This window comes from Marinovum sp. PR37, assembly GCF_028807375.1.
In the GTDB taxonomy this organism is placed as follows: Bacteria; Pseudomonadota; Alphaproteobacteria; order Rhodobacterales; family Rhodobacteraceae; genus Marinovum; species Marinovum algicola.
This window is the reverse complement of sequence record NZ_JARAML010000004.1, coordinates 12,834-24,371: the sequence shown is the minus strand read 5'-3', so window position 1 is coordinate 24,371 and position 11,538 is coordinate 12,834. Positions and strand designations below refer to the sequence as shown.

The 11,538-nt window shown below is 65.1% G+C and carries 11 protein-coding genes; 7 read left to right on the top strand and 4 right to left on the bottom strand.

The features are described 5' to 3' along the window. Positions 1 to 43: 43 nt before the first annotated feature. Genes PVW49_RS04660 through PVW49_RS04650 form a run of 3 tightly spaced genes read right to left on the bottom strand, consistent with a single transcriptional unit; the run spans position 44 to position 2,888 of the window. The gene (locus PVW49_RS04660) at positions 44 to 1,192 is read right to left on the bottom strand and encodes an extracellular solute-binding protein (protein ID WP_244526422.1); all 1,149 of its coding nucleotides are present in this window, start codon (positions 1,190 to 1,192) and stop codon (positions 44 to 46) included. Between the two features lie 38 nt (positions 1,193 to 1,230). Next, positions 1,231 to 2,022 (bottom strand): ABC transporter permease, encoded by a 792-nt coding sequence (locus tag PVW49_RS04655; protein WP_048530908.1) that lies wholly within the window; start codon positions 2,020 to 2,022, stop codon positions 1,231 to 1,233. Then, positions 2,022 to 2,888: an ABC transporter permease gene (locus tag PVW49_RS04650; RefSeq protein WP_048530910.1), complete on the bottom strand. Its 867-nt coding sequence runs from the start codon at positions 2,886 to 2,888 to the stop codon at positions 2,022 to 2,024. Before PVW49_RS04650 ends, PVW49_RS04655 begins: the two co-directional genes overlap by 1 nt. A 94-nt stretch (positions 2,889 to 2,982) precedes the next feature. Between PVW49_RS04650 and PVW49_RS04645 the strand changes: the two genes are divergently transcribed. The 4 genes from PVW49_RS04645 to PVW49_RS04630 all read left to right on the top strand — a co-directional run bounded on the left by PVW49_RS04645 (position 2,983) and on the right by PVW49_RS04630 (position 5,991). Further along, entirely contained in the window at positions 2,983 to 3,975 is a 993-nt protein-coding gene (locus PVW49_RS04645; RefSeq protein WP_274590006.1) for a LysR family transcriptional regulator, read from the top strand. A 383-nt stretch (positions 3,976 to 4,358) separates the two neighbouring features. Further along, entirely contained in the window at positions 4,359 to 4,649 is a 291-nt protein-coding gene (locus PVW49_RS04640) for a hypothetical protein (RefSeq protein WP_274590005.1), read from the top strand. Continuing rightward, positions 4,650 to 5,786: a WD40 repeat domain-containing protein gene (locus PVW49_RS04635; protein WP_074835138.1), complete on the top strand. Its 1,137-nt coding sequence runs from the start codon at positions 4,650 to 4,652 to the stop codon at positions 5,784 to 5,786. Positions 5,787 to 5,811: 25 nt separating this feature from the next. Further along, positions 5,812 to 5,991: a hypothetical protein gene (locus PVW49_RS04630; protein WP_048530918.1), complete on the top strand. Its 180-nt coding sequence runs from the start codon at positions 5,812 to 5,814 to the stop codon at positions 5,989 to 5,991. On the opposite strand, the gene PVW49_RS04625 is transcribed toward PVW49_RS04630, so the two are convergent. Further along, a complete protein-coding gene (locus PVW49_RS04625; RefSeq protein ID WP_074835137.1) occupies positions 5,988 to 6,941 on the bottom strand; it encodes a hypothetical protein in 954 nt (317 codons plus the stop codon). The two genes, PVW49_RS04630 and PVW49_RS04625, sit on opposite strands and share 4 nt — an antisense overlap. An 83-nt stretch (positions 6,942 to 7,024) precedes the next feature. Here PVW49_RS04625 and PVW49_RS04620 point away from each other — a divergent pair, with 83 nt between their 5' ends. The 3 genes from PVW49_RS04620 (at position 7,025) to PVW49_RS04610 (ending at position 11,535) form a co-directional block, all read left to right on the top strand. Continuing rightward, complete coding sequence (locus tag PVW49_RS04620) at positions 7,025 to 8,263, top strand: RNA polymerase factor sigma-54 (RefSeq protein WP_074835136.1); 1,239 nt, start codon at positions 7,025 to 7,027, stop codon at positions 8,261 to 8,263. A gap of 472 nt (positions 8,264 to 8,735) precedes the next feature. Continuing rightward, a complete protein-coding gene (locus PVW49_RS04615) occupies positions 8,736 to 10,400 on the top strand; it encodes an aromatic/alkene/methane monooxygenase hydroxylase/oxygenase subunit alpha (RefSeq protein ID WP_074835134.1) in 1,665 nt (554 codons plus the stop codon). Positions 10,401 to 10,476: 76 nt separating this feature from the next. After that, positions 10,477 to 11,535 (top strand): 2Fe-2S iron-sulfur cluster-binding protein, encoded by a 1,059-nt coding sequence (locus PVW49_RS04610; protein ID WP_074835133.1) that lies wholly within the window; start codon positions 10,477 to 10,479, stop codon positions 11,533 to 11,535. The last annotated feature ends 3 nt before the right edge of the window (positions 11,536 to 11,538 follow it).

The following is an 11,538-nucleotide window of genomic DNA, read 5'->3' as shown; positions in this document are numbered from 1 at the left end:
CTCCGGTCAGGGCCCCCTCCGGCAACCGGAGGGGGCGGAGGTGTCAGTAGCCCTTCTGCACGCGGCCGAAGGTTTTCGACCAATCGGCCTCGCGGCCGTTCCAATAGGCCGGATCGGCAAAGGTCAGCCCGTCGAGCGTGCCCGAAGGATCGAAAGCCGGCAGGGTCGGTATCTTGGCTCCGAGGTCGATCTGTTGCGGGTCGAGCGCCGGCGGGTAGTTCTGGCCCTCGGCCACGGCGATCGCGGTCTCCGGTGCCAGCATGAAGTTCAGCAGCTCCTCGCAGGCCTCCATCGGCGACCCCTTGATGACGAACATGCATTCCTGCCAGCCAAAGCCGTTGGGCGGATCCATGTAGCCGATGTCATGGCCCTGTTCCTGCAAGGCAAAGATCCGGCCCGACCAGCCTTCGGTGACATGGATTTCCTCTTCCGCCAGCAGGCTCATCAGCTCGGCGCCCGAGTTCCAATACTTCAGCGCCAGGTCGCGGTGCTGGCGCACGGCATCCCAGGCGGCCTCTTCGTCGGTGATGCCGTTGGGATCCTGGTCGGTTTGCAGCGCCGCGTACCACATCCGCGTGCGCCAGTCGGACCAGCCGCCGATCTTGCCCTTGTGGGCTTCGTCGATGAGGATGCGCGCGCCTTTCTCCTGCATCTCCGCGTCCGAGATATAGGCCCGGTTGTAGGCCAGCCCGGTGGTGCCGTAGTCGTAGGGCACACAGCTCAGCGTGCCGTTGGTCACCTTGCGGAACACCTCGGTCAGCTTGGGAATGACGAATTTCAGGTTGGGAATGTTGTCTTCGTTCAACTCGCTGCTGAGGCCGAGATTGTGGTAGCGCGCGTAATCGAACACGCCCGAGAGATGGGCGATGTTGAATTCGCCGGGCTGGCTGGCCTTGATCCGCGACAGGTATTCGTCGGCGCCGCCAAAGGTGCCATCGACCACCTCGATGCCGGTCTTGGCGGTGAAGGGGTCAAAGGCGTTTTCGCGCAGTGCCTCGGAGACCACGCCGCCCCAGCCGTCAAAGCGCACCTGGCTTACGGTCTGTGCCAGCGCGCGGTAGGGCGTCACCAGCCCGTAGGCCGCGCCGGCCGCGCCGAGCAGGCCGAGGAACTGGCGGCGCTCCAGCCCGCCGTTCATGTAGCGTTCGCGCAGCCGTTCGTATCGGGTTGTGTTGTCGATCTTTCGGGTCATTGTCGTCTCCTTGTCGGGTGAATGGGTGCAGGCGGTTCTCAGGTGCCGCTCTTGCGGGCGAGATGTCGGGCGATCGCCGCCCCGAGCAGGGGCAGGCCGACCGTCATGACAATCATCACGGTGCCAAGCGCGTTGATCTCGGGGCTGATCGAATTGCGCAGCATGGCGAAAATCTGGGTCGGCACGGTCTCGACGCCGCCGGGTTTCCAGAACAGCGTGCCGGTGATGTCGTCGAAGCTGATGGTGAAGGCAAAGAGCGCCCCGGCCAGCACCGCCGGCAGCATCAGCGGCAGGGTGATCTGAAAGAAGGCCTGCACCGGGCTGGCGCCCAGGCTCATCGCCGCTTCCTCGACGTCGCGGCGGATGGCGATCAGCCGCGCCTGCACCACCAGGATCACGAAAGGCAGGGTAAAGATCACATGGCCGAAGAGCAGCAGGGCAAAGCTCTTGTGCAGGCCGAGAAAGTTGAGGAACAGCAGCAGCGCCACCGCCAGCACGACCTCGGGCACCAGGATCGGCGCGATCAGCAGGGTCGAGATCGCATTGGCGCCCGGCACCCGGTAGCGCACCAGGGCGAGGCTGGCCAGCACCCCGAGCGTGGTCGAGATCGCCGCCGTCAGCAAGCCCAGAACGATCGAGGTGCGAAAGGCGCGCATGATGGCGTCGTTCTGCGCCAGCTCGACGAACCAGCGCAGGGAAAACCCGGTCATCGGGAAGGCACCGAACTGGCTGGCGTTGAAGCTCAGCAGCACCACCACCGCAACCGGCAGGAACATGAAGCCATAGACCAGCACGGTCCAGAGTCGGATCGCCTGCCATCCCCAGCGCATCAGCCCAGCCCCTTCATCAACTGCGCCATGCCGAGATAGCGGTTGTAGATCATCACCAGCACGCCGAGCACCACCAGAAGCATCAGGCTCAGCGCCGAGCCGAGCGGCCAGTTGAGCTGGGTGATGATCGCCTCGAAGACCAGGTTGGCAAACATCGCGTCGCGCGGCCCGCCCAGCACCAGCGGCGTGATATAGGTGCCGGCGCCCAGCACGAAACACAGCAGCCCGCCGGCGGCGAGGCCGGGCAGAGACAGCGGCAGCGTGACTTGCAGGAACGCCTGCCATCGCGTGGCGCCCAGAGAATTGGCGGCATCCTCGAGATTGGTGTCGATGCCGTCGAGCGAGACAAAGACATTGAGCACCATGAAGGGCAGCAGGAAATGCACCAGCCCGAGGATCACGGTCGCCTCGTTGTAGAGCATGTTCAATGGCTCGCTGATGACCCCGATGCCCAGCAGCAGTGTGTTGAGCGCGCCGGAGACGCCGAGGATGTTGATCCAGCTCATCGTGCGGATGATGTAGCTGATCCAGAACGGCAGCATCAGCAGCAACAGCAGGATCATCTTGTTGCCGCGCGAGCGGGCAATGAAATAGGCCGCCGGATAGCCCATCAGCGCACAGACCAGCGTTGTGATGGCGGCAATCCGCAGGGTCGAGATCAGGATGTCGCGATAAAACCGGTCGGTCAGCGCCTCGCGCCAGTTGTCGAGGTGGAAGCCGGGCAGATCCGCACCGGTCGCGCTGCGCAGCCAGAAACTGTAGACCACGATAAAGACCAGCGGCACGAAAAGCAGCAGGGTCACCGCGCTGAGGGCAGGGGCCAGTAGGATCCAGGGTTGGCGTGCCTCACGGGCTTCGACGGACATCCGCTCTCTCGTGTGATGAAACTTGCGCAAAGCATGCGAAGCGGGCAATCATAGATCAAATAGATAATCGGAATTTTCAATATAGATGAAATCTATGATCCCGCCTGATCCGCCCGACGCCCCCGACAACGACCCGCATTTCGAGCCCGAGCGCATTGCCCGCGAGCTTGACTGGAACCTGCTGCGCACCTTCGTGGTGCTGGCCGACAGCCGGTCTGTCACCGAGGCGGCGCAACGCCTGCGGCTCAAGCAGCCGTCGGTTTCGGCGGCGCTGCGACGGCTCGAAGAGCGATTGGGTCGCAAGCTGGTCGACCGGTCGCCGGGGCATTTCGCCCTGACCGATGCCGGCCGTCTGCTCTATCGCGAGGCGGTCGAGATCAACGGATCGGTGCTGCGGCTCTCGACGCTGGTGCGCGAACTGACCGACGAGGTGCAGGGCCATGTGAAGATCTGCGCCGCAAGCCATGTGGTCTGCCCGCTGCTCGATCAGGCGCTGGCCGAATTTCATCGCGCCCATCCGCGCGCCAGCCTGTCGATCGAGGTGCATTCCAGTGCCGATGCGATCGCCGAGGTGATGGCCAAGCGCGCCTCCTTTGCGGTCTGCCTGGTGCGCGATCACAATCCGCGGCTGGAGTACCGCCGGCTCTACCGCGAATTCTTCGGGTTGTTCTGCGGCCCGGCGCATCCGCTGTTCGGGCGCGACGATCTGAGCCTCGCCGATCTTGCCGGACATGCCTCGGTCAGTTTCGAGACCGACCGGCTTCAGGACGTGCTGCGGCCGGTCACGCTGATGCGCGCCCAGGCTGAGCTGGGCCAGCGCATCACCGGCATCTCGTCGCATCTCGAAGAGGTGCGGCGAATGATCATCGCCGGCCTCGGCATCGGGCCGCTGCCGATGCATGTGGCGGCGCGCGATGTGCGCGACGGGCTGCTCTGGCAATTGCCGCCCTACAGCGATCTGCCGGCGATCGACGTGCATGTTGTCTGGAACAGCCGGGCGGTCAAGAACCGCGCCGAAGACCTGTTGTTGCGCGGCATCCTCGACGCCATCGAGGCCACGCCGATGGAGGCGCGCACCTACCGTTGACCGGTCTCAGCCACCGGACGGGCAGCCCATTCGGCCATGCCCGGGATCAAGCAATTGATTCGCCCGGGCCGCCAACCGGGCAGAGCCTTCCGCAATGCAGCGAGGCCACCTGTGGAACGCGCCGTTACACAGCGCGAACGGAAGCGTAACGCAACTTTACACTCTTGCGCCGCGCGGCCCGAAAACGCCGCGAATTCCGCCCGCCGCGCCCGAAAACATTGCGTCACCCTGTCGCTGGGCTAGCCTGTTCGCCACTCAAGACCATCGGCCATCCGGGGAGGGGAGACGATGCGCGACAGACCTTTGGCCCAGGAGCATTCCGGGGGCCCCGAAGACGTGCGGCCTTGTCCCGGCCCTTTGCCCGCCGAAGGCCGGGGGATGCCATGACAGATCGGCCGCGCGACATCGACGCCATCCTTCGCGACCGCCTGGCAGCCACGCAGGCGATTGCCGAGGCCAATACCGAACAGATGCGGCTGAACCAAAAGGCGAGCGGCATGATGGTGCTCGACATGAAAGACGCCCGCGACGGCGTGACCGACAGCGAGCACGAAGCGGCCATGGCGCGCAACGCGGCCGCGCTGGATGACAATCTCCACAGGATCACCCGGTTGGAACAGGCGCTCTCGTCGCTCGACGAAGAGCTGGCTGCCGCCGTCAGGAAGGACAGTTGAATGACCGAACACAAACCGCCGCAAGCGATGACGCTTTTCGATCTGATCGCCCGCACATGGGCGCTGAAAACCGAGGTCAGAGGCCTGGCCTTCAACGCCAGCGGCAGCGCGCTCTCGGCGCTGCTGGCGGATGGCCGGCTGGCCTTCGTTTCGGTCAAGGACGCCGAAAGCCCGGACAGCCGGGTGCGGGTCGAGGCCGATACCGGACGGGCCAACATCCGCCCGAGAACCAAGCCGCTGCCGCCGCCGGTGATCACCGAGGTGCCGGTCGCGCGGCTGGAGGTCCGGCCCGGCCGCCTGGGCGATCAGGGGCTTGCCTTTGCCCATGCCGAAACCGGCCTGTTGTGGCGCGCCACCGCCCGTGGCCAGGTGCTGGCGATGAACGCCGCCCCGCGTTTGGCGCCGACGGCGCTGGCGGCGCTGCCGCGGGCCGGCCTGCTGGCGGCGGGTTTCGGCAGCCGGCTGTCGCTTCTGGCCGAGGCGGGCGGCGCCGAGATCGCCTGTCTCGAACTGCCGCATGCGGTCGCGCGGATTGCAGTTTCGGCCGATGAAACCCGGCTTGCCTGCTGGGGCGACGGGCAGGTGAGCCTTGTGGGAGTCAAAGAGCCGGCGCTTGGCTCGACGATTGCCTGTGCCGGCGATCTGCTCGAACTGACGTGGTCGCCCTGCGGGCGCTGGCTGCTGGGCGGTTGCCGCGACAAGGCGCTGCTGCTGGTCGATGTCGCGGCCGGCACGGCCGACCGCATCGTCGATTTTCCGGCGCCGGTGCACAATGTGGCTGTCAGCCCGGCGGCCGATGCGATGGTCGCCTCCGGGGCCTTTCGCGTTGTCGGCTGGCGCTTGCCCGATCTGCCGTTCGGCACCCACGACGGCACGCCGATCGAGACCGGCAAGCCGGGGCTGACGCTGGTGGACCGGATCGCCGTGCACCCCAGCCGCGATCTCTGCGCGGTGGGATATGGCACCGGGCTGGTGATGCTCTGCCGCATCGGCCATGGCGACGAGATGCTGGTGCGCGAGGGCACTGGCGATGCGGTGACCGCGCTGGCCTGGTCCGACGATGGCGCGCATCTTGCCATTGGCGGCACCGACGGCGGGCTGTCGATCGCGACATTTCCGAACAACATGTTCAAGTAAGACGAAACTTCAGGGAGGGAGACCCATGACACAAGCGCTGACCACGGAAGAGCAAAGCAAGGACCGCTACTTTCAGCAACTGGCCAAGGTGGCCGAGGAAATGGTCGAGGACCACGGCAAGGATTTTGCCGCCGGCGCGCTGGTTCTGGCGGCGCGCTGGGTGGCGGAGAACCGCCTCGGCACGCCGCAGGACGTCAAGCACTAGTGACGTTTCGCCGTCTGCCGGGGGGCGGTGGGCGGCGCCGAAAGACTCTGGATCTGATTGACGAGAATGTCGCAGAGCGGCGCGGCCAGGGCGGCCAGCGGGCTGGGCTGCGTCTCGTCGCGGGCCGCCGCTTTCAGCGCCCGGGTCAGGGCGGGTTCGACCAATTGCGCAAAGGCGCAGAGCTCATGCATGCGGAAGGTAGCAAAATGCAGCGAGTCGCCGTTCAGCAGAACATGGTCCTGCGGCCGGGCGGGCACGCCGGTGGACAGCGCATTGCTGTGTACCGCCGCCCCCAGCGTCGTCAGCACCGATTTGCGCCACTTGGCATAGTCGGTGTCGGCGGAATGATCGATGCCCACGGCATAAAGCCGTTCCGAGATGCTGCGAAAGGCGCGGCCGCCGGCGATATGGCGCCGCCAGAAGTCGCTGGCCTCTTCGGCGGTGCGGCAGGCGGCAAAGCGCGCCGCCAGTTTGCGGCGGATCAGGATCACCAGCGCCATGTCGACATCTTCCGAGATCGCGCGCGCGATCTGCATCGCCGGCATCGGCAGGTCGGTCAGCGCCAGCAGGCGCAGCGCCGCCAGCTGTTCGGTCAGCCGCGCCGAGATCGCCGCCAGCCCGTGCCATTGCGCCGGGCTCAGCCCCGGCGTGCCCTGCTGTCGCCCGGCATTGGCAGCACCATGCAAGGCCCGCACCCAGATCACGGATTGATCGAACAGGAACACGAGATCCACATCGGTGCTGCTGGCCGAGGTCTCGACGCGGGGCAGTGCGCGAAAGCCCTGAAGGCTGCGGATGGCCAGGCGCCAATGGCTGTCGAAATCGAGGCCGGCGGCCGACCAGAGCTGGGTAATCCGCGCCAGAAGCTGCGGCGACAAACCGGGATAGGACAATTCGGGCGCGGCGCCGTCAAGCGGCACGATACCGCCGATCGGGGGGTGTTGGCTCATCTCGCAGCGGTCCCTGAGGTTCGTTCACAGAGGATAGCCGGGCCGGGCGGCGCAGGGCCAGTGTTTTGTCGGGAGGCGGGCACATGAGGCCGGGTCTGCACCTGCGCGCACGGCAAAGCCAGGTATTCCGGCTGGGCCAGGTGGTGCGGCTGTTGCAGATGTCGGCGGCCGAGCTTGACGCCCATCTGGCCGAGGCGGCTCGCGACAATCCGATGCTGGTGCTGCGGCCACGACCGCTGGCGCCCGGGGCCACCGATGTGCTTGAAATGGCGGCGGTGGCGGAGGCCAACAGTCTTTATGACCACGTTTTCCGTGAGCTTACCGGGCTGATCGGGCAGGGCGGGCTGATGGCCCGGGTGATCACCGCGCTGGTCGCCGAGCTGGAGCCGTCGGGCTGGCTCGGGCGCGGGGTCGACGAGATTGCCGAGGGGCTGGGGCTGGGACAGGATCTGATCGCCGCGGCGCTGCGGCTGGTGCAGAAACGGGTCGAGCCGGCGGGATTGTTCGCGCGGGACTTGCAGGAATGTCTGCGGCTTCAACTCGAAGAGCGCGACAGGATGAGCGCGGCCATGCGGCTGGTGCTGTCCCATCTTCCGGTGCTCGAAACCGGCGGCCCGGCAGGTCTGGTGGCGGCCACCGGGCTGGCGGCAGAGACGGTGCAGGCCTGCCTCGCGGAGCTGCGGCAGCTCGATCCCAAGCCGGGCAGTGGCTTTTCCAGCGATCCGACGCTGATGCGTGAACCCGATGTCCGGCTGACCCCCACAGGCGATGGCTGGGAGATCGAATTCCTGTCGTCCTTGCAAGAGGATGTCGCCATCTCCGGTGTGCCGCGCGGCACCGGCGCCGAGACGCGGGCGGCGCTGGCCCGGGCGCGGGCGCTGAAACAGGCGCTGGCGATCCGCCGTTCGGCCCTGCGGCAGGTGGTGGGCGAGATCGTCGCGCGCCAGGGCGCCTTCTTCCGCGACGGGCCGGCGGCGCTGGCACCGATGACCATGTCCGAGATCGCGGCGGAGACCGGGTTTCATCTCAGCACCGTCAGCCGGGTGTTGAACGGCCTTCTGATCGAGGGTCCGAACGGGATCACCGCCGCACGGACGCTGTTCGGCGGCGCGGCTTCGGCGGCGGCGACACAGTCGAAACCGGCGGTGCAGGCACGGCTTCGCGCCTTGCTGGCGGGCGAGAATCCGAGACAGCCACTGTCCGACCGGCGGCTGACGGCGCTGCTGGAAGGCGAAGGCATCGCGATCTCGCGGCGGGTGGTGGCGAATTACCGGCGGGAGATCGGGGTTCCGGCAGCCGCAAAACGCCGGCTGCGGGCCTGATCTCCACCTCTCATTCCCTCCCGAAGCCGAGCACAGAACGGCGTCCGGCTCACCCGGGCGCCGTTTCGTGTTGCATACCTGACCGGGCCGCCGCTGACGGGTGTAACGCGGTGTAATGTCGCAGCTGAAACAGGGTGTAACGTTCTGCGACACTCTGGCCCTTTTCGGCGCGTCACGACCGTAGGCCCGAAAACCTGCGCAAGAAATTTCATCAAAAATAAACGTTCTATATCAGCGTATTAGCGAAAAAATACCGCGCGACTTTTACAAAGCCCGAATTCTGGAACCGGTCTTGCCACAAGTAGGGCACAAGCCGCGGCGTCCACCGGACGGGCGGCAGCAAGAACGAAGGACGGGAGCGCGATCTCCACAACCTTTGCCGAGAACCGGCGCCCCCGGGCGCGCAAACGAAACGGCAAAAGCCGCCAACAGGCCGGGCACCCGGCCGCAGAGCTGTAAGGAGGCTCATGGCATGACTTTGACGCTTAACAAGATCACGTCGCAACGTGGTATCTCGGTTGGGGAGGCCACCAAGAAGATCTCCGATCTCGGATGGAATCCGTCTTACGTGCAGGAGGCCAGCACCTTCCCGACGGATTACAAGATCACCAAGGCCCCGCGCGACCCGATGAAGCAGGTCCTGCGCTCCTACTTCCCGATGGAAGAGGAAAAGGACAACCGGGTCTATGGCGCGCTGGATGCCGCCCTGCGCGGTGACATGTTCCGCAATGTCGAACCCCGCTGGATCGAGTGGATGAAGCTCTTTCTGGCGATCATCCCGTTCCCCGAGATCTCGGCCGCGCGCTCGATGGCCATGGTGGCGCGCCTGTCGCCGGGCGAGGACCTGCGCACCGGCTTCACCATGCAGATGGTCGATGAATTCCGCCACTCCACGATTCAGATGAACCTGAAGAAGTGGTACATGGAGAACTACATCGATCCGGCCGGTTTCGACATCACCGAAGAGGCCTTCGGCAAGTGCTACGCCACCACCATCGGCCGGCAGTTCGGCGAGGGCTTCATCACCGGCGACACCATGACCGCCGCCTGCATGTATCTGACCGTCGTGGCCGAGACCGCCTTTACCAACACGCTCTTCGTGGCGATGCCGTCGGAAGCGGCGCGCAATGGCGACTATGCGCTGCCCACGGTGTTCCTCTCGGTCCAGTCGGACGAGAGCCGCCACATCGGCAACGGGCATTCGCTGCTGATGGCGGCGCTGAAGGAGCCCGAGAACCACCTTCTGCTGGAACGCGACCTGAAATACGCCTTCTGGCAGAACCATGCCATCGTCGACGCCGCCATCGGCACGTTCATCGAATACGGCACCACCAACCGCGACAAGGAAAAGGAATCCTACGCCGAGATGTGGCACCGCTGGATCTTCGAGGATTACTACCGGACCTACATGCTGCCGCTCGAGAAATACGGCGTGAAGGTGCACCACGACGACGTTCAGGAAGCCTGGAAGCGGATCACCGAAAAGAACTACGTCCACAAGGTCGCACAGTTCTTTGCCGTCGGCTGGCCGGTCAACTTCTGGCGGATCGAGGCCCAGACCGAGAAGGACTTCGAGTGGTTCGAGCACAAGTACCCGGGCTGGTACGCCGAGTTCGGCGAGTTCTGGAAATGGTACGCCAAGCTGTCGAAGCCGGGCGAGACCGTCGTCACCTTCAATCAGGACACCGGCTATGTCTATCCGCACCGCTGCTGGTCCTGCCTCGTGCCCTGCCTGATCCGCGAGGACATGGTGGTCGACGAGATCGACGGCGAGCTGCACACCTTTGCCCATGAGCTGGACCGCTGGACCGCGGTCGAGGCCTTTTCTGATGAATTCCAGGGCCGGCCGACCCCGGCAATGGGCAAGTTCTCGGGCAAGCGCGAATGGGAAAGCGTCTATGACGGCTGGGATCTCGCGGATGCGATCAAGGACCTCAACTTCGTCCGCGACGACGGCGAGACCCTGACCGCCCAGCCGCACCTGCGCTTCGACAACAAGGACATGTGGAAGCTCGAGCATGTGCGCGGCCACACCCTGCGTTCGCCGCTGAACATGCTGCGCAACATGAACGAGGCCGACCGCGCGGCGCATATCGCCGAATACCAGGCCGGCTTCACCATCAACCCCTGCAACTGATCGCAGACCGCGGGGGCCGCATCCGGCCCCCGCACCCCGAGGCGTCAGACGGCGCGTCGATGAAAGGGAGGACACGATGACGGACACGTATAACGTCCGATTGGAACCGGTCGGTGTGGAATTCGAGGTCGAAGACGGCGAATACATCCTCGACGCCGCGTTCCGCCAGGGCATTGCCCTGCCGCACGGCTGCAAGGAGGGCCAATGCTCGGCCTGCAAATGCGTCCAGCTCGACGGCGAGAGCGAGATGGAGAATTATTCCACATTCGCGCTGAACGACATGGAAAAGGACGGCGGCCATATCCTGATGTGCCGGTCGCTGGCGTTCAGCGATCTCGAGATCGAACTTCTCAACTATGATGAGGAGGTGCTGTCGAAATCCATTCCGGTCAAGCAATACTCCGGCAAGATCGTCGACTTCCAGAAACTCACCCATGACATTCGCGGGGTTCAAATCGAACTGGATGCGCCTTTGAAATTCTGGGCGGGCCAATATGTCGACATCACGGTCAAAACCGAAGCGGGGGAGGAGATTACACGCTCGTTCTCCATGGCAAATCCGCCGAGCGAAACCCAGAAACTCGGCTTCATCATCAAAAAATACCCCGACGGACGGTTCAGCAACGAGCTTGACGACGGCGGCATCAAAGCCGGCGCCGACGTCCGCGTCGAAGGCCCCTACGGAATGTGCTTCCGACGCGAGGACCGACAGGGACCGGTGATCCTGGTGGGCGCGGGCTCGGGCATGTCACCGGTCTGGTCGATCCTGAACGACCACATCGCCAGCGGCGAGGACCGCCCGGTCTATTTCTACTATGGCGCCCGCTCGCAAAGCGACCTGTTCAAGCTCGACGAGATCGCCGCGCTGACCGCCGCGCATCCAACCGTCGAGTTCATCCCGGTGCTGAGCCACGAGGACGAGGCCAACGGATGGGAGGGCGCGCGCGGCTTCGTGCATGAATACGTCGACAGCCATCTCAAGGAGCTGGGGATCGACGGCGCGGGCGATGTCTATGCCTGCGGCCCGCCGCCGATGATCGACGCGCTGACCCCGGTGCTCTTCATGCACGACTTCGACACCGATCGCATCTTCTACGACAAGTTCACCCCCACTTCCGGTTCTTCGACCCATTGAGAC